The 21,671-nt window shown below is 70.4% G+C and carries 16 protein-coding genes; 6 read left to right on the forward strand and 10 right to left on the reverse strand.

All coding sequences use genetic code 11. The features are described 5' to 3' along the window. Positions 1–147: 147 nt before the first annotated feature. Positions 148–1,074, reverse strand: a complete 927-nt coding sequence (locus BIU94_RS06440) for a heme o synthase (protein ID WP_071255633.1) — start codon at positions 1,072–1,074, stop codon at positions 148–150. 435 nt (positions 1,075–1,509) lie between these two features. Here BIU94_RS06440 and tkt point away from each other — a divergent pair, with 435 nt between their 5' ends. The 6 genes from tkt to pgl all read left to right on the forward strand — a co-directional run bounded on the left by tkt (position 1,510) and on the right by pgl (position 9,862). Further along, positions 1,510–3,603: a transketolase gene (tkt, locus tag BIU94_RS06445; protein WP_071255634.1), complete on the forward strand. Its 2,094-nt coding sequence runs from the start codon at positions 1,510–1,512 to the stop codon at positions 3,601–3,603. A gap of 156 nt (positions 3,604–3,759) precedes the next feature. Further along, entirely contained in the window at positions 3,760–4,872 is a 1,113-nt protein-coding gene (gene tal, locus BIU94_RS06450) for a transaldolase (RefSeq protein WP_071255638.1), read from the forward strand. Further along, the gene (locus BIU94_RS06455; protein WP_071255641.1) at positions 4,872–6,470 is read left to right on the forward strand and encodes a glucose-6-phosphate isomerase; all 1,599 of its coding nucleotides are present in this window, start codon (positions 4,872–4,874) and stop codon (positions 6,468–6,470) included. Before tal ends, BIU94_RS06455 begins: the two co-directional genes overlap by 1 nt. Before the next feature lie 23 nt (positions 6,471–6,493). Next, positions 6,494–8,032, forward strand: a complete 1,539-nt coding sequence (gene zwf, locus BIU94_RS06460; RefSeq protein WP_071255644.1) for a glucose-6-phosphate dehydrogenase — start codon at positions 6,494–6,496, stop codon at positions 8,030–8,032. Beyond that, entirely contained in the window at positions 8,029–8,973 is a 945-nt protein-coding gene (locus tag BIU94_RS06465; RefSeq protein ID WP_071255648.1) for a glucose-6-phosphate dehydrogenase assembly protein OpcA, read from the forward strand. The genes zwf and BIU94_RS06465 overlap by 4 nt, the downstream gene beginning before the upstream one ends. 118 nt (positions 8,974–9,091) lie before the next feature. Further along, a complete protein-coding gene (pgl, locus tag BIU94_RS06470; protein ID WP_071255650.1) occupies positions 9,092–9,862 on the forward strand; it encodes a 6-phosphogluconolactonase in 771 nt (256 codons plus the stop codon). A gap of 608 nt (positions 9,863–10,470) precedes the next feature. On the opposite strand, the gene BIU94_RS06475 is transcribed toward pgl, so the two are convergent. The 9 genes from BIU94_RS06475 to uvrA form a co-directional block, all read right to left on the reverse strand. Then, positions 10,471–10,836 (reverse strand): RNA polymerase-binding protein RbpA, encoded by a 366-nt coding sequence (locus tag BIU94_RS06475; protein ID WP_071255653.1) that lies wholly within the window; start codon positions 10,834–10,836, stop codon positions 10,471–10,473. Positions 10,837–10,839: 3 nt separating this feature from the next. Next, positions 10,840–11,091 (reverse strand): preprotein translocase subunit SecG, encoded by a 252-nt coding sequence (secG, locus tag BIU94_RS06480; RefSeq protein ID WP_017887256.1) that lies wholly within the window; start codon positions 11,089–11,091, stop codon positions 10,840–10,842. A gap of 82 nt (positions 11,092–11,173) precedes the next feature. Further along, positions 11,174–11,953 (reverse strand): triose-phosphate isomerase, encoded by a 780-nt coding sequence (gene tpiA, locus BIU94_RS06485; protein ID WP_071256380.1) that lies wholly within the window; start codon positions 11,951–11,953, stop codon positions 11,174–11,176. Next, positions 11,950–13,167, reverse strand: a complete 1,218-nt coding sequence (gene pgk / locus BIU94_RS06490; protein WP_071255656.1) for a phosphoglycerate kinase — start codon at positions 13,165–13,167, stop codon at positions 11,950–11,952. Before pgk ends, tpiA begins: the two co-directional genes overlap by 4 nt. A 3-nt stretch (positions 13,168–13,170) precedes the next feature. Further along, a complete protein-coding gene (gene gap / locus BIU94_RS06495; protein WP_071255659.1) occupies positions 13,171–14,175 on the reverse strand; it encodes a type I glyceraldehyde-3-phosphate dehydrogenase in 1,005 nt (334 codons plus the stop codon). A 236-nt stretch (positions 14,176–14,411) separates the two neighbouring features. Next, positions 14,412–15,392: a DNA-binding protein WhiA gene (gene whiA / locus BIU94_RS06500; RefSeq protein ID WP_071255661.1), complete on the reverse strand. Its 981-nt coding sequence runs from the start codon at positions 15,390–15,392 to the stop codon at positions 14,412–14,414. Between the two features lie 73 nt (positions 15,393–15,465). Next, positions 15,466–16,365: an RNase adapter RapZ gene (gene rapZ, locus BIU94_RS06505; protein ID WP_071255664.1), complete on the reverse strand. Its 900-nt coding sequence runs from the start codon at positions 16,363–16,365 to the stop codon at positions 15,466–15,468. 163 nt (positions 16,366–16,528) lie between these two features. Further along, positions 16,529–18,628 (reverse strand): excinuclease ABC subunit UvrC, encoded by a 2,100-nt coding sequence (gene uvrC, locus BIU94_RS06510; protein WP_071255669.1) that lies wholly within the window; start codon positions 18,626–18,628, stop codon positions 16,529–16,531. After that, positions 18,629–21,655 (reverse strand): excinuclease ABC subunit UvrA, encoded by a 3,027-nt coding sequence (gene uvrA / locus BIU94_RS06515; protein WP_254784771.1) that lies wholly within the window; start codon positions 21,653–21,655, stop codon positions 18,629–18,631. Positions 21,656–21,671 lie beyond the last annotated feature (16 nt).

Here is a 21,671-nt window from a genome sequence, read left to right on the forward strand (position 1 = left end):
GCCGCCACGGGCCTCCCGGCCGCCGGTCGGGCACGTCGTGCGTCGCAGCGGACCGACGTCGGCCGGCACGCCCCGCGACGCACGAGGCGCCGCCGTCCCCGGCGGCGCCTCGACGACACGGACGTCGCCCAGCGGCGACGCCCCGGCCTAGAAGGTGAAGACCTGCGGCAGCAGCGGGTCGATGCCCACGGCGATGAAGAGCAGCGTCAGGTAGGTGATCGAGCTGTGGAAGACGCGCATCGGCTGCACGTGCTCGACGTGCTGGATCGCCCGCGAGTACAGCCGGTGGGCCTCGACGACGAACCAGATGCCGCCGGCCAGTGCGACGACCGTGTAGAGCGGCCCCATGTGCGCGACCGGGATGAGGAGGAGCGAGCAGACGAGCGTCGCCCAGGCGTACAGGACCACCTGCAGGCCGACGACGGTGCGGCCGCGGACGACGGCGAGCATCGGGACGTCGGCGGCGTCGTAGTCGTCGCGGTACTTCATCGAGAGCGGCCAGTAGTGCGGCGGCGTCCAGAGGAAGATGACCATGAACAGGATGACCGGGGCCCAGGTGAGCGACCCGGTGACGCCGGCCCAGCCGATGAGGACGGGCATGCAGCCCGCGGAGCCGCCCCAGACGATGTTCTGCGGGGTGCGGCGCTTGAGCCACAGCGTGTACACGAACACGTAGATGAGGATCGCGACGACGCTCAGCGCGGCGGCGAGCCAGTTCACCAGGAACCCGAGCACCGCCGTGGAGAGCACGGCGAGGACCCACGAGAACACGAGGGCCTCGCGGTCGGAGAGCTCGCCGGTGACGAGCGGCCGCGTGCTCGTCCGCTTCATGAGGCGGTCGATGTCGCGGTCGATGTAGCAGTTGAACGCCGACGCGGAGCCGGCGGACATCGCGCCGCCGAGCATCGTCCAGAAGACGAGCCACAGATCCGGCACACCGCGCTCGGCCAGGAACATCGTCGGCGCCGTGGTGACGAGCAGCAGCTCCATCACGCGCGGCTTCGTCAACGAGACGTACGCACGGACCTTGCGCGACAGGACCGAACGGGGTCGGTCGGTGTCTGGCCGGGTCACGGTGTCAGTCGGCAAGGGAACCTCAGTCTGTTCGCATCAGCTCGCACACTCGGTGGACGACTGCGGCGGCGTCCGGGCATGCGCTGACCCGGAATGTCCACGGGTCCCGATCAGTTTACGCGATGGAAGCGCCGCGACGGTGCCCCGCTCCGACATCCCGACCGGATCCGCGGCGGACCCCGACGCCGCCGACACGCCCGGCGGGGAGCACCGACGGCTGCCCGGGCGCCGACTTCGGAGGTCTCCTGAACCCCCTCTGAGTGCCGGGTCACTATGCTGGACATGCCCTCCCGCAGTGCGTGCCCCGATGACGTCGGCGTGACGAGCCGGTCGGCCGCCGCTCGACGGCGACACGACTCGGCCCCGGGATGGCCACATGTCCGTGCGATGGCACGAGCCCTCGCACATGTCGCATCAAGAAGGGTCAACATCCAAGTGGCTGAATTCACCTGGGACGCCATCGACCGGAAGGCCGTCGACACGGCCCGCGTACTCGCCGCCGACTCGGTCGAGGCCGCCGGCAACGGTCACCCCGGCACCGCGATGAGCCTCGCTCCGCTCGCCCACCTGCTCTTCCAGAAGGTGATGCGTCGCGACCCGAGCGACTCCACCTGGATCGGCCGCGACCGCTTCATCCTCTCCGCCGGTCACGCCTCGATCTTGCAGTACGTGCAGTTCTACCTGCACGGATACGGCCTCGAGCTCGAGGACCTCCAGCACCTGCGCAAGTGGGGCTCGAAGACCCCGGGTCACCCGGAGTACGGCCACACCGACGGTGTCGAGATCACCACCGGCCCGCTCGGCCAGGGCCTCGCCAGCGCCGTGGGCTTCGGCTACGCGCAGCGCTTCGAGCGCGGCCTGTTCGACCCGGAGACCGCCGACGGCGAGTCGCCGTTCGACCACTTCACCTACGTGATCGCCGGTGACGGCGACATGCAGGAGGGCGTCACGAACGAGGCCGCGAGCCTCGCCGGCCGCCAGCAGCTCGGTCGCCTCGTGGTCTTCTACGACTCGAACCAGATCTCGATCGAGGACGACACCGACATCTCCTTCTCGGAGAGCGTCCCGGACCGCTACGAGGCCCTCGGCTGGCACGTCCAGACCGTCGACTGGAAGCAGACCGGCGAGTACTCGGAGGACGCAGAGGCGCTCTTCGCCGCGGTCGAGGCCGCCAAGGCCGTCTCCGACAAGCCGTCGCTCATCGTCCTCAAGACGATCATCGGCTGGCCGTCGCCGACCAAGCAGAACTCCGGCAAGATCCACGGCTCCGCCCTCGGTGGCGAGGAGCTGAAGGGCCTCAAGGAGGTCCTCGGCTTCGACCCCGAGCAGACCTTCCACGTCGACCCCGAGGTCCTCGAGTACACCCGCGGCGCCGTCGCCAAGGGCCAGGCCGAGCACGCCGAGTGGCAGAAGACCTTCGACGCGTGGGCCGCGGCCAACCCGGAGAAGAAGGCGATCCTCGACCGCATCAACGCGGGCGAGCTCCCCGAGGGCCTCGAGGAGGCGCTGCCGGTCTTCCCGACCGACAAGGCCGTCTCGACCCGCGCCGCCTCCGGCAAGGTCATCAACGCCATCGCGCCGCTCATGCCCGAGTTCTGGGGTGGTTCGGCGGACCTCGCCGAGTCGAACCTCACCACGATCGAGGGCGCCAAGTCCTTCGGTCCGGCCGAGGCCTCGACGAAGGCCTGGAGCACCGACCCGTACGGCCGGGTGCTGCACTTCGGCATCCGCGAGCACGCGATGGGCTCGATCCTGTCCGGCATCGTGCTGCACGGGAACACCCGCCCCTTCGGCGGCACGTTCCTCATCTTCAGCGACTACATGCGTCCGGCGGTCCGTCTCGCCGCGCTCATGCAGGCGCCGGCGATCTACGTCTGGACGCACGACTCCGTCGCCCTCGGCGAGGACGGCCCGACGCACCAGCCGATCGAGCAGATCTCCTCGCTCCGTGCGATCCCCGGCCTCGACGTGGTCCGCCCCGCCGACGCCAACGAGGTCGCCTACGCCTGGCTCGAGATGCTCAAGCACACCGACCGCCCGGCCGGCATCGCGCTGAGCCGTCAGAACCTCCCCGTCTTCGAGCGTGGCGAGGGCGAGGCGTCGGGTGAGACCTTCGCGTCGGCGAAGAACGTCGCCAAGGGTGCGTACATCCTGGCCGAGGCGCCGAACGGCACCCCGGACGTGATCCTCATCGCGACCGGTTCCGAGGTCCAGATCGCCGTCGAGGCCCGCGAGCAGCTCAAGGGCGAGGGCATCAACGCCCGCGTCGTCAGCGCACCGTCGCTCGAGTGGTTCCGCGCCCAGTCCGAGAACTACCAGGACCAGGTGCTCCCGAAGGACGTCACCGCACGCGTGTCGGTCGAGGCCGGCATCGCCATGAGCTGGCGCGACATCGTCGGCGACAAGGGCCGCAGCGTCTCGATCGAGCACTTCGGTGCCTCGGCCGACTACCAGACGCTCTTCAAGGAGTTCGGCTTCACGACGGAGCACGTCGTCGCCGCCGCGAAGGAATCGATCGCGGCTTCCTGACCCACCGGGGCCGGGTCCGGTCACCCGGATCCGGCCCTTCTGCCGGGAGGCGCGGCTCGCCTCCGCCAGCCACCTCCCGGCCCCCCACACCACGACTCCACGGCTCCGGTCGTCGCCACGACGCCGGGCCGGTCGACGAAAGAAGAAGAGAAACACATGGCTGACACCACCCCCACCGCCGCCCTCTCCGCGGTCGGCGTGAGCATCTGGCTCGACGACCTCTCCCGTGAGCTCCTCGAGACCGGCAAGCTCACCGAGCTCATCGAGCAGAAGAACGTCGTCGGCGTGACGACGAACCCGACGATCTTCGCGTCGGCCCTCGCCAAGGGCGAGCGCTACGACTCGCAGGTCAAGGAGCTCGCCGCTGCGGGCACCGAGGTCACCGAGGCGATCTTCGAGATCACCACGCAGGACGTCGCGAACGCGTCCGACGTCTTCAAGCCGATCTACGACGAGACCAAGGGCTTCGACGGCCGTGTCTCGATCGAGGTCGAGCCGGGCCTGGCCCACGAGACCGAGAAGACCATCGAGCAGGCCAAGTTCCTGTTCGAGAAGGTCGGTCGCGAGAACGTCCTCATCAAGATCCCCGCCACGGTCGAGGGCCTCGAGGCCATCACCGAGGTCATCGGCGCCGGCATCTCCGTCAACGTCACGCTGATCTTCTCGCTCGAGCGCTACCGCGCCGTCATCGACGCCTACCTCGGTGGGCTCGAGAAGGCCAAGGCCGCCGGCCACGACCTCTCCAAGATCCACTCGGTCGCCTCGTTCTTCGTCTCGCGCGTCGACTCCGAGATCGACAAGCGCCTGGACGCCGTCGGCACCGACGAGGCCAAGGCCCTCAAGTCGAAGGCCGGCATCGCCAACGCGCAGCTCGCCTACCAGGTCTGGACCGAGGCGTTCGCCTCCGAGCGCGCCCTCGGCCTGCTCGAGTCCGGTGCGAACACGCAGCGCCCGCTGTGGGCCTCGACCGGCGTCAAGGACCCGTCGCTCCCCGACACGCTCTACGTGACCGAGCTCGCCGCCCCGAACACGGTCAACACCATGCCGGGCAAGACCCTCGACGCGACCTTCGAGCACGGCGAGATCCACGGCGACGCGATCGCCGGCTCGTTCGACGACGCGCAGCAGGTCCTCGACCAGCTCGCCGCGCAGGGCATCGACTACGACGACGTCGTGGCGCTCCTCGAGAAGGAGGGCGTGGACAAGTTCAACGTGTCGTGGGGCGAGCTCGTCGACACCGTCAAGGCCGCGCTCGAGGGCGCGAAGTAGTGACGGTTTCCATCGCAGCCAGCGGCGATGCCGCGCGGGCCATCGAACAGGTGGTCCCGCGGCTCGTCGCTGACCTGGTGGCCTCGGGCATCACCGCCCAGGACGCCGACCTGTGGGGAGCCGACGCCGAGGCCGAGGCGTCGAAGCGCCTCGGCTGGGTGGAGGCCGTCTCGGTCTCCCGCCCGCTCGTCGCCGAGGTGTCTGCACTGCGCGAGTCGCTCATCGCCGACGGGGTCGACCGTGTCGTCCTCGCCGGCATGGGCGGCTCGTCGCTCGCGCCCGAGGTCATCACCCGGACCGCGGGCGTCCCGCTGACCGTGCTCGACTCGACCGACCCGGCCCAGGTCCGGGCGGCCGTCGCCACCGACCTCGAGCGCACCGTGCTCGTCGTGTCGTCGAAGTCCGGCTCCACGCTCGAGACGGACTCGCAGCGTCGGGTGTACGAGCAGGCCTTCCGTGACGCCGGCATCGACCCCGCCCGCCGCATCGTCGTCGTGACCGACCCGGGCTCCGAGCTCGAGGCCACCGCGACCGCGGCCGGGTACCGCGTCTTCACCGCCGACCCGACCGTCGGCGGCCGCTACTCCGCGCTCACCGCGTTCGGCCTCGTGCCCTCGGGGCTCGCGGGTGCGGACATCGCGGAGCTCCTCGACGAGGCGGACGCCATCTCGGCACTGCTCTCCGTCGACCTCGACGAGAACCCCGGGCTCGTGCTCGGCGCGGTCCTCGCCGGGACGGAACCGCTGCGCGACAAGATCGCGATCGTGCCGGACGGCACCCACATCGTCGGCTTCGGCGACTGGGTCGAGCAGCTGATCGCCGAGTCGACCGGCAAGGACGGCCGCGGTCTCCTGCCCGTCGTCCTGCACCCCGACTCCCCCGAGGTCACCGCCGGCCTGCCCGACGTCCAGGTCATCCGCCTGGTCGGATCGCGCGAGGACGAGCGCCACGTCGTCGAGGGCGAGGTCGAGATCACCGGCACGCTCGGTGGGCAGATCCTCGTCTGGGAGTACGCCGTCGCGGTCGCCGGGCGTCTGCTCGGCATCAACCCGTTCGACCAGCCCGACGTCGAGGCCGCCAAGGTCGCGACCCGGGGACTGCTCGAGGACCGTCCCGTGCCGGCCGAGCCGGCGTTCTCCGAGGACGGCATCGCCGTCCGCGCGACGCCTGGACTGCCCGTCGGGACGACGCTCGCGGAAGCCGTGTCGGGCCTCCTGTCCGGACTCGACGCGACCGGCTACGTGTCGGTGCAGGCGTACGTGGACCGCACCGCGAACGGCGACCTCGAGTCGCTGCGCGACGCGATCGCGGCGCGCACAGGCCGCCCCGTCACCTTCGGGTACGGCCCGCGGTTCCTGCACTCGACCGGGCAGTACCACAAGGGCGGACCCGCGAACGGCGTCTTCCTGCAGATCGTGGCCGACGAAGCGGAGGACCTGGCGATCCCGGGCCGTCCCTTCTCGTTCGGCCGACTCATCCAGGCCCAGGCCGCCGGTGACGCGAGTGTCCTCGCGCAGCACGGCCGGCCGGTCCTGACCCTCACGACGTCGGACGTGCGCGCCGCCACCGCGGCCATCGCCTCCGCCGTCTCACACTGACCCCCGAAGGAGTTCACCGACTCATGTCACCGGTGGCTGTCACTCCGGAGCACAACCCGCTCCGACTGCCCACGGATCGTCGACTGAACCGGATCGCGGGACCGAGCACGCTCATCATCTTCGGCGTGACGGGCGACCTGTCCCGCAAGAAGCTGATGCCCGCGGTCTACGACCTGGCAAACCGGGGGCTGCTGCCCCCGGGGTTCGCGCTCGTCGGCTTCGCCCGACGCGACTGGGAGGACCAGGACTTCTCCCAGCTCGTGCACGACGCGGTCAAGGAACACTCCCGCACCCCGTTCGACGAGGACGTCTGGCGTCAGCTCGAACAGGGCATCCGCTTCGTGCAGGGCTCGTTCGACGACCCCGAGGCGTTCCGCGAACTCAAGCGGACCGTCGACGACCTCGACGCCGAGCGCGGGACGCTGGGAAACCACGCGTTCTACCTGTCGATCCCGCCGAAGATGTTCCCGGTCGTCACCGAACAGCTCAAGCTGTCCGGCCTGACCGAGAAGCGCGACGGCTCCTGGAGCCGCGTGGTCGTCGAGAAGCCGTTCGGCTCCGACCTCCGCACCGCGCGCGAGCTGAACGCGATCGTCGAGAGCGTCTTCGCCCCCGACGACGTGTTCCGCATCGACCACTACCTCGGCAAGGAGACCGTCCAGAACCTGCTGACGCTCCGCTTCGCGAACCAGATGTACGAACCCATCTGGAACTCGAACTACGTCGACCACGTCCAGATCACGATGGCCGAGGACATCGGCGTCGCCGGACGTGCCGCCTACTACGACGGCATCGGCGCAGCGCGCGACGTCATCCAGAACCACCTGCTGCAGCTCCTCGCGCTCACCGCGATGGAGGAGCCCGTCTCGTTCAAGGCCGCCGACCTGCGTGCCGAGAAGGAGAAGGTGCTCTCCGCCGTGCGCCTGCCCGAGGACCTGTCGACCGCCACCGCGCGCGGACAGTACGCCGGCGGCTGGCAGGGCGGCGAGAAGGTGCTCGGGTTCCTCGACGAGGCGGGCATGGACCCGCAGTCCGGCACCGAGACCTACGCGGCGATCAAGCTCGACATCGCGACCCGTCGCTGGCAGGGCGTCCCGTTCTACCTGCGTGCCGGCAAGCGACTCGGCCGCCGCGTGACCGAGATCGCCATCGTGTTCAAGCGCGTCCCCGAGGACGTCTACGGCAACAGCCAGTCGCCGCTCGGACAGAACGCGCTCGTCATCCGCGTGCAGCCGGACGAGGGCGTCACGCTCCGCTTCGGCTCGAAGGTCCCCGGCGTCGGCACCCAGGTGCGCGACGTGACGATGGACTTCGGCTACGGCCACGCGTTCACCGAGGCATCCCCCGAGGCGTACGAGCGACTCATCCTCGACGTGCTCCTCGGCGACCCGCCGCTGTTCCCGCGGCACCAGGAGGTCGAGCTGTCCTGGAAGATCCTCGACCCGATCGAGGAGTTCTGGGCCACGCAGGGCCAGCCCGAGCAGTACCGCCCCGGCACGTGGGGTCCGGCATCCGCCGACGCCCTGCTCGCCCGCGACGGCCGGACCTGGAGGCGTCCATGAAGATCGACATGCCGAACACCACGGTCTCGAAGATCCAGAAGAAGCTCGTCCACATCCGCGAGGAGGGCGGCGCCGTCGCACTCGGACGCGTCCTGACCCTCATCATCTCGACGGCCCTGGGCCACGAGGAAGAGGCGATCGAGGCCGCGAACGAGGCGTCCCGTGAGCACCCGATGCGCGTCATCATCGTGTCGAAGAACGACGGCGACACGAAGTCGCCCGGGCGCCTCGACGCGCAGATCCGTGTCGGCAGCGACGCGGGCGCCAGCGAGGTCATCGTGCTGCGCGCCTACGGCGAGACCGCGACCGACGAGGAGAGCCTGGTCACCGGCCTGCTCCTGCCGGACGCCCCCGTCGTGGCCTGGTGGCCGCAGACCGCCCCGGAGCAGCCGGCCGCCTCGGCGCTCGGCCGCATCGCCCAGCGCCGGATCACCGACGCCGCCGCGCAGAAGGACCCGAACGGGGCGATCGAGGCCCTCGGGGCCTCGTACGTGCCGGGCGACACCGACTTCGCGTGGACCCGCCTGACCCTCTGGCGGAACCAGCTCGCCGCGGCGCTCGACCAGCCGCCGTACGAGCCGATCACCGCGGTCGAGGTCAGCGGCGCGTTCGACAGCCCGTCGACGATCCTGCTCGCGGCCTGGCTGCAGCTGCAGCTCCAGGTGCCGGTGTCGGTCGTGACGTCGCCCCGTGCGACCGGTTCGAGCGGCATCCACGGCGTCAAGCTGGTGCGCGAGTCGGGCACCATCGACCTCGAACGGTCCCTGGTGGACGTGGCGACGCTCTCGATGCCCGGACAGCCGACCCACGACCTGTCGCTGCCACGCCGCAACCTGCGCGACTGCCTGGCCGAGGAACTCCGTAGACTCGACCCGGACGTCCTCTTCGGAGACGTCGTCAAGCACGGGGTCGCCCAGCTGCGCGAGACCATCGCCCGCTGAGCACCCCACACGGCCGTCCGGACCGGCCGTCGCCCGCACACCACGGGCGACGGCCGGAGGGACGGTCGGACCGAAGGCCGTCGCCCGACCGGTCGGCCGCCACGAACACGGGAGTCATGTGACCAACGAACGGCGGGTGCTCGTGCACCCGGACAAGCAGGCCCTCGGCGCTTCGGTCGCCGCACGCTTCATCACGAAGATCATCGACGTGCTCGACGAGCAAGAGCGCGCCGACATCGCCATCAGCGGTGGCTCGGTGTCGTCGCTGGTGCTCGCGGCGATCGCGCAGTCGCCGGCGCACGAGAGCGTCGACTGGTCCAAGGTCCACGTGTGGTGGGTCGACGAACGCTGGGTGCCCGCGGGTGACGCGGACCGGAACACCACCGGGACGCAGACCGACTTCTTCGACCACGTCGACATCCCCGAGGCGAACATCCACCCGATGGCCACCTCGGACGCCGGACTCTCGATCGACGAGGCCGCCGCGCAGTACGAGCGCGAGCTGCAGGACGCCGCGCCCGAGGGTGCCGTCGCTCCCCGGTTCGACATCACCCTGCTCGGCGTCGGCCCCGACGGTCACACGGCCTCGCTCTTCCCCGAGTTCCCGCAGCTCGCGGTGAAGGACCGCGCCGTCGTGTCCGTCGACGACTCCCCCAAGCCGCCGCCGCAGCGCCTGACCGTCACCTTCCCGGTGATCAACGCCTCCCAGCGGGTGTGGGTCATCCTGTCCGGTGCCGAGAAGGCCTCCGTCCTCGGGCTCGCCCTGGCCGGCGCCGCCGTGGACGAGGTCCCTGTCGGTGGCGTGCAGGGTCGGAAGCGCACGGTGTTCTTCGTCGACCAGGACGCCGCCCGCGACGTCCCCGAGAACCTCATCGCGTCGACGTACTAGCCACGTCGTCCTGACGACCACGAGACCCGGTGCCGATCGGCACCGGGTTTCGTGCGTTCCGGGCGCCGGGGCCGACGTGGCGGGGTTCCAGGCCGAGGTGCCGGGCCGCCTCGGCGCCGAGTGGTCACGACGTGCCGTCCGTGTGCCGCCGAGGTCGCACGACGTGTCGCCTCGTCTCGCGCCGAGCGGCACTTCCTGCGCCCTCGGCATCCACGACGTGGCATGTCGTGACCACTCGGCGACCCGGTTCGGGCCCCATCGGGGGCGCACCCACGGAGCACGTGCCGATGCCGCGTGGTCCCGTCGCGCCACCGTGGGGGCGCGAGGGTGCGGAACCTGTCGCCCGACTCCGCGCCGAGCGACAGGTCGTGCACACTCGGCGTCCGGATGCGGCATGTCGCAAGCACTCGGGAGGCAGGAGCCCGCGCGGGAGCCGGTGCCGGCGCTGCGCCTGCGCGTCCGCGACAGCTCGCCCCCGGGGCCGACAGTCGGGACGCCAGGACGCCACCGTCGAGGCGCAGCCCCCGACGAGACGAGCCCACGCAGCACCAGACGCACGAAGGCCCCCGGACCGGAACGGTACGGGGGCCTTCGTCGCGCTCGGTGCGCTAGTCCTTCTTCGCGGTGCCGCGTCGCTCGCGGAGCTGCTGGAGCGCGTCCTCGAGGAGCTGCGCTGCCTCTTCCTCGGTGCGGCGTTCCTTCACGTACGCGAGGTGCGTCTTGTAGGGTTCGGTCTTGGAGACCACGGGCGGGTTCTCCTTGTCGCGACCGGCCGGGAGTCCGGTGGACGGCGAGTCGACCGTCTCGGGGATCTCCTCGTCGGGGAGGTTCGCGGCGAAGTACCGGACGACCTCGTTGCCGAGGGCGTCCCAGTAGGAGATCGCCACACGCTCTGCCTGGACCCCGCGGTCCTGCTCCCCCATCGGGCCGGCGCCGACGCGGGACCCTCGGATTGCACTGCCTCCGCTAGCCATGGATCAGACCCCCGCCGTGAACTTGTTGATGAGACCGAGCACGATGATGCTGACGATCCAGACCAGACCGAGGATCACCGTGATGCGGTTGAGGTTGCGCTCGGCCACGCCGGACGCACCGAGGTTGCTCGTCACACCGCCACCGAACATGTCGGAGAGGCCGCCACCGCGGCCCTTGTGCAGCAGGATGAGGAGCGTGAGCAGGAGGCTCGTGATTGCGAGCAGGACCTGCAGCACGACGGAGAGTATCGCCACGACGTACCTTTCGTGTCAGTCAGCCGTATCAGTGTACCGGCCGCGCGGAGCACGGCCGGTACCTGGACGGGAGTGGTGCGGACTACAGCCCGACGTGCTGGCGGAAGCGCGCGATGGCCGCGAACTCCTGCACGTCGAGGGACGCGCCGCCGACGAGGGCGCCGTCGATGTCCGGCTCGCGGAGGAACCCGGCGATGTTGCCGGACTTGACCGATCCACCGTAGAGCACGCGGGTGTCCGCTGCGGCCTGCTCGCCCCAGACGTCGGCGATGCCGCGACGGATCGCCGCGCACTCGTCCTGCGCCTGCTCGGCAGTGGCGGCCTGACCGGAGCCGATCGCCCAGACGGGCTCGTAGGCGACGACGATCTCGGCCGGCTGCACCGCGTCGAGCACGACACGGAGCTGCTCGACGGGGACGACGCCGGCGCCGCGCTCCTCGCGCTGCGCACCGGTCTCACCGACGCACACCACGGGGACCAGGCCGTGCTTGACGGCCGCCGCGGTCTTCGCGGCGACGACCTCGTCGGTCTCACCGTGCATCGTGCGCCGTTCGGAGTGCCCGACGATGACGTACTGGGCGTCGAGCGCGGCGAGGAAGGCTCCCGACACGTCGCCGGTGTAGGCACCGGAGTCGTGCTGCGAGAGGTCCTGCGCACCGAAGCGGATCGACAGCTTGTCGGCCGAGATGAGCGTCTGCACGCTGCGCAGGTCGGTGAAGGGCGGGAACACCGCGACCTCGACGTCGTCGTGGTCGTGGCGTGCGTCCTTCAGCGTCCACGCGAGTTTCTGCACGGTGGCGATGGCCTGGAGGTGGTCCAGGTTCATCTTCCAGTTGCCGGCGATCAGGGGCGTACGAGTCATCGCGACCACCCCAGTGCCTCGAGGCCGGGGAGCGACTTGCCCTCGAGGAACTCGAGGCTCGCCCCACCACCGGTGGAGATGTGCCCGAACTGGTCGTCCGAGAACCCGAGCGACCGCACGGCCGCGGCGGAGTCGCCGCCGCCGACCACGCCGAGGCCGTCGACCTCGGTCAGGGCCTGCGCGACCGTCTTCGTGCCGGCGGCGAAGGCCGGGAACTCGAACACGCCCATCGGGCCGTTCCAGAACACGGTCTTCGACGCGGAGACCGCGGACGCGAACCGCGCCGCCGTCTCCGGACCGATGTCGAGGCCGATGCCGTCCGCCCCGAAGGACGACGACTCGATCGCGTCCGCGGCGACGGTCTCGTGCGACGCGTCGGCCGCGAACCCGGACGCCACGACGACGTCCGTCGGCAGGTCGATCGTCACGCCGAGCTCCTTCGCCCGCGAGAGGTACTCGCGGACGACGTCGAGCTGGTCCGCCTCGAGCAGCGACTTCGCGACCCCGTGGCCCTGGGCCGCGAGGAACGTGAAGAGCATGCCGCCGCCGATGCACAGGGTGTCGACCTGCGGCAGGAGGTGGTCGATGACGCCGAGCTTGTCGCTGACCTTCGACCCGCCGAGCAGGACCGTGTAGGGCCGCTCCGGTGAGGTGGTGAGTCGCTCGAGCACGCCGAGCTCGGTCTCGATGAGCGAGCCGGCCGCGGACGGCAGCGCCGACGCGAGCTCGTAGACCGACGCCTGCTTGCGGTGCACGACGCCGAACCCGTCGGAGACGAAGGCGTCTCCGAGGGCGGCGATGCGCTCCGCGAACGCGTGGCGGGCGTCGGCGTCCTTCGAGGTCTCCTCCGGGTTGAAGCGGAGGTTCTCGAGCAGCAGGACGTCGCCGTCCTCGAGGGCCTCGGCGGCAGCGGTGGCCTCGTCGCCGACGGTCTCGCCGACGAACGTGACCGGCTTGCCGAGCAGCTCGGACAGCCGCTGACCCACCGGCGCGAGCGAGAACTCCTGCGCGGGCTTCCCGTCGGGACGGCCCAGGTGGGAGATCACGATGACGCGCGCGCCGGCGGTGATCAGCGTGTTCAGGGTGCTCAACGACGCGCGGACGCGGCCGTCGTCCGTGATCGTGCCGTCCTTGAGCGGGACGTTCAGGTCACAACGGACGACGACGCGCTTGCCGGCGAGGTCGCCGAGGTCCTCGAGGGTGCGGAGGGCCATGTGTTACAGACGCTCGCCGACGTACTCGGTCAGGTCGACGAGGCGGTTCGAGTAGCCCCACTCGTTGTCGTACCACGAGGTGATCTTCACGAGGCCGCCGATGACCTTGGTCAGGCCGGAGTCGTAGATCGAGGAGTGCGGGTCCGTCGTGATGTCGGTCGACACCAACGGGTCCTCGCTGTAGAGCAGGATGCCCTTGAGCGGGCCCTCTGCGGCCTCCTTGTAGGCGGCGTTGATCTCGTCGACGGTGACCTCGGACTTGGTCTCGAGGGTGAGGTCGGTGATCGAACCGGTCGGGACCGGCACGCGGAGCGCGAAGCCGTCGAGCTTGCCGGCGAGCTCGGGCATGACCTGGCCGATGGCCTTGGCGGCACCGGTCGAGGTCGGCACGATGTTCAGCGCGGCGGCGCGGGCACGACGGGGGTCCTTGTGCGGGCCGTCCTGCAGGTTCTGGTCGGCGGTGTACGCGTGGACCGTGGTCATGAGGCCACGCTCGATGCCGAACTTGTCGTTGAAGACCTTGGCGAGCGGCGCGAGGCTGTTCGTGGTGCACGACGCGTTCGAGATGATGTGGTGGTTCGCCGGGTCGTACTGGTCCTCGTTCACGCCGAGCACGACGGTGACGTCGTCACCGGTCGCCGGGGCGGAGATGATGACCTTCTTGGCACCCGCGTCGATGTGCTTCTGCGCATCGGCGGCCTTGGTGAAGAAGCCGGTCGACTCGATGACGATGTCGACGCCCAGCTCGCCCCAGGGCAGGTTGGCGGGGTCGCGCTCGGCCAGGACCTTGATCGGCTTGCCGTCGACGACGATGCTGTCGCCGTCGAGCTCGACGGAGACGCCGAGACGACCCGTGACGGAGTCGAACTTCAGCAGGTTCGCCAGTGCGGCGTTGTCGGTGAGGTCGTTCACCGCCACGATCTCGAGGTCGGAGCCCTTGGCGAGGGCGGCCCGGAAGAAGTTACGGCCGATGCGGCCGAAGCCGTTGATACCGATCTTGACGGTCAATGGATCTCCTGGTGGGTGTGGAGCGCCCGGGGGGCGCTGCTTTCGGAGGCGCGCGCCCTGGCGGGCCCGCGTGTGGTGGACGATACGCCCCGTAACGTCGCCGTAACGACCCTAGCAGTCGGACCCCGCGCGACACCGCCGGATGACGGCAGCTGTGGGCAGGCCCACAGACGGACGGGAGGCGCAGTGCCAGCTGGCACCGCGCCTCCCGTCCGGAACGTCGTCACGACCGTCGCTCAGGCCCCCTCGAGCTCCTCGGGGACGCTCGCTTCGGTGCCCGGGATGCCGAGGTCGGACGCACGCTTGTCGGCCATCGCGAGCAGGCGGCGGATGCGGCCGGCGATGGCGTCCTTCGTCATGGGCGGGTCGGCGTGCTGGCCGAGCTCGTCGAGCGAGGCGTCGCGGTGCTGCAGGCGCAGCGTGCCGGCGTACTGCAGGTGGTCCGGGACCTCGTCGCCGAGGATCTCGAGGGCGCGCTCGACGCGGGCGCAGGCGGCCACGGCGGCCTGGGCCGAGCGGCGCAGGTTCGCGTCGTCGAAGTTGACCAGGCGGTTCGCGGTGGCGCGGACCTCGCGGCGCTGGCGCATCTCCTCCCAGTCGGCGGTGGTGCGCGCGGCACCCATCACCGTGAGCATCTGCCCGATGGCCTCGCCGTCACGGACGACCACGCGGTGCACCCCGCGGACCTCGCGGCCCTTCGCGGCGACGCCGAGCCGCGAGGCGGCGCCGACGAGCGCCATCGCGGCCTCGTTGCCCGGGCACGTGACCTCGAGCGCCGCGGCCCGACCCGGGTCGGTCAAGGTGCCGGACGCGAGGAAGGCGCCGCGCCAGATGGCGGCGAGGTCCTCGCGGTTGCCGGTCGTGAGCCGGTTCGGCAGCCCGCGGACGGGGCGGCGACGGGCGTCCATCAGACCGGTCTGGCGCGCGAGGGTCTCCCCAGCCTCGAGCACGCGGACCAGGTAACGGGTGCCCCGACGGGCGGACGCCGACGAGCCGACGGAGGCCTCGCTGCGGACGCCGTAGAGCTCGGCGAGGTCCTTGCGGACCCGGTGGACGATGATCCGGGTGTCGAGCTCGACCTCGACCGCGATCCGCCCCGAGATGACGTGCAGGCCACCCGCGAACCGGAGGATCGTGGCGAGTTCGGCGGCGCGGACCGTGTTGCGGCTCACGGCGACCCTGGCCAGTTCGTCCTTGACCTCGGCAGTCAACGGCACAGCATCATTCCTAACGTTTTCTGGTGGTCCCGCGGGTCCGGCACCCGTGCGTGGGGAGCGGCCGGAGGGACGGTCACTCCCGGCCGAGATCTCGGTTCTTCACCCGCACGGCGACGTTGGGCATCCCGCGGAGGAGACTCGCCAACTCGGCGACGATGGCGACCGAGCGGTGCTTGCCGCCGGTACAGCCGATGGCGATCGTAGCGTGTCTTTTGTTCTCGCGCTGGTACCCCTCGAGCACGGGCTCGAGCACGGAGGCGTACCGGTCGACGAACGGACGGGCTCCGGACTGGGCGAGCACGTAGTCGGAGACGGGTCGGTCGAGGCCGGTGTGGGCCCGCAGTTCCGGGACCCAGTAGGGGTTCGGCAGGAACCGGACGTCCGCCACCATGTCGGCGTCGGCGGGCAGCCCGTACTTGAAGCCGAAGCTCATCAGGGTCACCTGCACACCGACGAAGTGGTCGTCGGCGAACTTCTCGGTGACGGTGTTCGCGAGTTGGTGGATGTTCAGGTCCGAGGTGTCGATCACCATGTCGGAGGCCTCGCGCAGCCCCGCGAGCCGGGTGCGCTCCCGCGCGATTCCGTCGAGCAGGGTGTCCTCGGCCTGCAGCGGGTGCGGCCGGCGGACCTGCTCGAAGCGACGCACGAGGACGGCGTCGGTGGCCTCGAGGAACAGCACCCGGACCCGCGCCGACGTGCTCGACCGGACCTGCTCGACCGCCTGCTCGAGGTCGGTGAAGAACCGTCCGCCGCGGACGTCGACCACCGTGGCGATCTTCGGGATCTTCTCGCCCGCGCGGTCCGCGAGTTCGGTGAGCGGGGCGAGCATCTGCGTCGGCAGGTTGTCGACCACGTACCAGCCGAGGTCCTCGAGGGCCTTGCCGACCGTCGAGCGCCCGGCCCCGGACATGCCGGTGACGATGAGGATGTCGTGTTGCGACGCGTGCGGCGTCGTGGTGGCGCTGTCGGTCATCTGGGAGTGGGCTCCGTCGTGGCGGCCCGGGCGCGTCGCCCGGGGAGGTCTCGGCTGCGGGTCCAGGCTACCGTCCGGCCGACGGCCGGCCTCGCGGGACGTCCGGTTCCGGCAACGGATCCACCGTGGTCGACGGACGGGGGCCCGGGGGGCTCGTGGGGCGTCACGACGGTCGCTGCGGACCGTCGGCGGTCACGTCCGGCACCCGCACCGACCCGGACGGCACGCTGCCCGCGGGCGGGCCCGACGGCGCCTCGGCGCTGGTCGGGGCACCGACGCTCGTCGGGCCGTCGGCGCTGGTCGGGCCGGCGACGCTGGTCGGGCTCTCGGCGCTCGTCGGACCGTCCGCACTCGTCGGACCGTCGGCGCTCGTCGGGGTCTGCGCCAGCTTCGCGACGACCGCGGCCGCGGTGGCCGGTCCGACGCCGTTCACCTCGCCGATCTGCTCGGCGGTCGCCTCGCGCAGCCGCGCGACGGAGCCGAAGTGCTTGAGCAGCGCGTTGACCCGCGTCGGGCCGAGGCCCGGGATCTCGGACAGTCTCGACCGGACGTCGCGCTTGCGCCGGGTGCGCTGGTGGGTGATGGCGAAGCGGTGCGCCTCGTCGCGGATGCGCTGGATGAGGAACAGGGCCTCGGAGTTGCGCGGCAGGATCACCGGGAAGTCGTCGTCGGGCAGCCAGAGCTCCTCGAGGCGCTTCGCGATGCCGACCAGGGCGACGTCGTGCACACCGGCTTCGTCCATCGCACGCTTCGCCGCCTGCACCTGGGGCTGACCGCCGTCGACGATGAGCAGCTGCGGACGGTACGCGAAGCGCTTCGTCGGCTTCGACCCCTCGACGACCTCGTCGGTCGTGACGTCGGGGACGTCCGGCAGCTCGGCGTCCTCGTCGAGGCGGGCGAGCCGCCGCGACAGGACCTGGTACATGCTGTCGGTGTCGTCGGTGGTCTCCGCGATCGTGTACCGGCGGTACTGGTCCTTGCGGGGCAGGCCGTCCTCGAAGACGACCATCGAGGCGACGACGTTCGTCCCCTGCAGGTGCGAGATGTCGTAGCACTCCATCCGGAGCGGCGCCTCCGTCATGCCGAGGGCGTCCTGGATGTCGGCCAGCGCCGCCGAGCGCGTGGTGTAGTCCGCGGAGCGCTTGGTCTTGTAGAGCATGAGCGCCTGCGCGGCGTTCTGTGCCGCGGTGCGGGCGAGTCCCGCCCGGTCCCCGCGCTGCGCGGTGCTGAGCTTCGTGCCGCGACCGCCGCGCCGCTCGCTGAGCCACTGCTGCAGCGCGTCGGCGTCCTCCGGCAGGGCCGGGACGACGACCTCGCGCGGTGGCTCGTCGGTGACGTAGTTCGCCTGCACGATCTGCTCGACGAGCTCCCCCGTCGCGATGTCGAGTTCCTTGTCGACGACCCATCCGCGCACACCGCGGATGCGTCCGCCACGGACCGAGAACAGCTGCACCGCGGCGGCGAGCTCGTCCTCCGAGATGCCGAACAGGTCGAGGTCGACGGAGTCGCGGAGCACGACCGCGGACTTCTCGAGCACCGCCTCGAGGGCACCGACCTGGTCGCGGTAGCGTGCGGCCTGCTCGTACTGCATGGCGTCGGCCGAGGCGCCCATGCGCTGGCGCAGTTCGGTGATGACCCGGCGGTCGTAGCTGCCCATGAACCGGACGAACTCCTCGACGAGCGCGCGGTGCTCCTCGATGGTGACCTTCTGGGAGCACGGCCCGCCGCACTTGCCGATCTGACCGGGGAAGCAGGGCTTGCCGGTCTGCATCGCCCGCTTGTAGGACGAGTCCGAGCACGTCCGGATCGGGAACACCTTGATCATCAGGTCGATGGTGTCGTGGACAGCCCAGATCTTCGGGTAGGGCCCGAAGTACTTGGCCCCCTTGATCTTGCGGTTGCGCGTCACCATCACCCGGGGCGCCTCGTCCGCCATGGTGATCGCCATGTACGGGTACGACTTGTCGTCCCGGAACTTGACGTTGAACGGCGGGTCGAACTCCTTGATCCAGGTGTACTCGAGCTGGAGCGCCTCGATCTCGGACCCGACGGTCGTCCACTCGACGCTCCGCGCCGTCAGGACCATGCGCCGCGTCCGCTCGTGCAGGGTGGGCAGCGGGGCGAAGTAGTTGCTCAGCCGGGCGCGGAGGTTCTTCGCCTTGCCGACGTACAGCACCCGGCCGGCCTCGTCACGCCAACGGTAGACGCCGGGGTCGGTCGGGATCTCACCAGCCTTCGGGCGCCACGGGACGGTGTCCGCCACCTACCGAGCACCCGCCTTCTGCTTCGACCCCGCCTGCTTCTGGGTCGCCTGGCGCGCCCCGACCGCCTGCTGCTTGCCGACCCGGGCGTCCTGCGCGTCGAAGATCTCGCGCAGGAAGACGCCGGTGTGGCTCTCCGGGACGTCCGCGACGTGCTCCGGCGTACCCGTGGCCAGCACGGTGCCGCCGCCGGCACCGCCCTCGGGGCCCATGTCGATGACCCAGTCGGCGGACTTGATCACGTCGAGGTTGTGCTCGATCGTGATGACGGTGTTGCCCTTGTCGACCAGGCTCTGCAGCACCAGGAGGAGCTTGCGGACGTCCTCGAAGTGCAGACCCGTCGTCGGTTCGTCGAGCACGTACACCGTGCGGCCGTTCGACCGGCGCTGCAGCTCGGTCGCGAGCTTGACGCGCTGCGCCTCGCCGCCGGACAGCGTCGTGGCGCTCTGGCCGAGCCGGACGTAGCCGAGGCCGACGTCGACCAGGGTCGCCATGTAGCGGTGGATCGCGGAGATCGGCTCGAAGAACTCGGCCGCCTCGCTGATCGGCATGTCGAGGACCTCGGAGATGCTCTTGCCCTTGTAGTGCACCTGGAGCGTCTCGCGGTTGTACCGTGCGCCGCCGCAGACCTCGCACGCGACGTAGACGTCGGGCAGGAAGTTCATCTCGATCTTGATCGTGCCGTCACCCGAGCAGTTCTCGCAGCGGCCGCCCTTGACGTTGAAGCTGAAGCGACCGGGCTGGTAGCCGCGGGTCTTCGCCTCCGGGGTCTCGGCGAAGAGCTGGCGGATGCGGTCGAACACGCCCGTGTACGTCGCCGGGTTCGACCGCGGCGTGCGGCCGATCGGCGCCTGGTCGACGTGCACGACCTTGTCGAGCTGGTCGAGCCCCTTGACGCGGGTGTGCTTGCCCGCGATGTGCCGGGCGCCGTTGAGCTGGTTCGCGAGCACCTTGTACAGGATGTCGTTGACCAGGGTGGACTTGCCGGAGCCGCTCACGCCGGTCACCGCCGTGAAGACCCCGAGCGGGAAGTCGGCGTCGATCGTCTTGAGGTTGTTCGCACGGGCGCCCTGGACGCTGATCGTGCGCTTGAGGTTCACCTTGCGCCGCTCGGCGGGGACCTCGATCGCGCGTCGTCCGGCCAGGTAGTCACCGGTGACCGACTCGCGGTTCTCGATGATGCCCTCGTACGAGCCGGAGTGCACGACGCGGCCGCCGTTGACGCCCGCACCCGGACCGATGTCGACGACCCAGTCGGCGGTGCGGATGGTGTCCTCGTCGTGCTCGACGACGATGAGCGTGTTGCCGAGGTCCTTGAGCTTGACGAGCGTGTCGATGAGCCGACGGTTGTCGCGCTGGTGCAGGCCGATGCTCGGCTCGTCGAGCACGTAGAGCACGCCGGTCAGGCCGGAGCCGATCTGGGTCGCGAGTCGGATGCGCTGGGCCTCGCCACCCGAGAGGCCGCCGGCGCCGCGCGCCAGGGTCAGGTAGTTGAGACCGACCTCGAGCAGGAACTCGAGGCGGGCACGGATCTCGCGCAGTACGGCCGCGGCGATGTGCGCCTCGCGGTCGGTCAGCTCGAGCGTCTCCATGAACGCGTAGGCGTTGTCGAGGGACATGTCGGTCACGTCGGCGATGCTGCGACCGTCGACCGTCACCGCGAGGACCTCGGGCTTGAGGCGGGTCCCGTCGCACACGGGGCACGGGACCTCGCGCAGGTAGCCCTGGAAGCGCTGACGCTGCGAGTCCGACTCGGCCTCGGCGAACTTGCGCTCGATGTAGGGCATGACGCCCTCGAAACCGCTCGTGTAGCGCATCTCGCGGCCGAAGCGGTTGCGCCACGACACCGACACCTGGAAGTCCTTGCCGGTGAGGATCGCCGCCTGCACCGACGGGTCGAGCCGGTTCCACGGGGTGTCGAGGTCGAACCCGAGCTCCTTGCCGAGACCGGCGAGGAGCTTCTCGAAGTACGAATACAGCCCGCTCGTCCCGGTCCAGGGCAGCAGGACGCCGGACCGCAGCGAGGCCTCGGGGTCGCCGAGCACCAGGTCGGGGTCGACGGACATCCGGGTGCCGAGCCCGGAGCACTCCGGGCAGGCACCGAAGGGTGCGTTGAACGAGAAGGTGCGCGGCTCGATCTCGGTGAGCGCCAGCGGGTGGTTGTTCGGGCAGGACAGGTTCTCGGAGTAGGTGCGGACCGCCCCGGGCCCCTCGTGGTCGACGAGGTCGATGCCCACCGTGCCGTTCGTCAGGCGTAGTGCGGTCTCGAGGGAGTCGGTCAGGCGGCCGAGGATGTCGTCGCTCGACACGAGTCGGTCGACGATGACCGAGATGTCGTGCTTGACCTGCTTCTTCAGCTTCGGCGGGTCACTCAGCTGGACCCGCTCGCCGTCGACGATCGCTCGCGCGTAGCCCGACGCCGCGAGCTCCTGGAAGAGGTCGACGAACTCGCCCTTCTTCTTCGAGATGACCGGAGCGAGCACCTGGAAGCGGGTGCCGGACTCGAAGGCCATGAGCTGGTCGGCGATCTGCTGCACGCTCTGCTTGCTGATGACCTCACCGCAGGTCGGGCAGTGCGGCACACCGATGCGCGCCCAGAGCAGACGCATGTAGTCGTAGACCTCGGTGATCGTGCCCACCGTCGACCGCGGGTTGCGGTTCGTCGACTTCTGGTCGATGGAGACCGCGGGCGACAGGCCCTCGATGAAGTCGACGTCGGGACGGTCGACCTGGCCGAGGAACTGGCGCGCGTACGCGGAGAGCGACTCGACGTAGCGGCGCTGCCCCTCGGCGAAGATCGTGTCGAAGGCCAACGAGGACTTGCCCGATCCGGACAGCCCGGTGAACACCACGAGGGAGTCGCGCGGGATCTCGAGGTCGACGTTCCGCAGGTTGTGCACCCGGGCGCCGCGGACGCTGAGCGTCGTGGAGCTCGTGGGCGTCGTCACGCCGGGGAGGTCGGGATCGGTCGGCTCGCCGAAGGCGTTCCGGCCGGGGGTCGCAGTGCCGCGGTCAGAGGTGATTGTCATCGCCGACGATTCTACG

Origin of the sequence: Curtobacterium sp. MMLR14_006, assembly GCF_001864985.1 — a bacterium.
In the GTDB taxonomy this organism is placed as follows: Bacteria; Actinomycetota; Actinomycetes; order Actinomycetales; family Microbacteriaceae; genus Curtobacterium.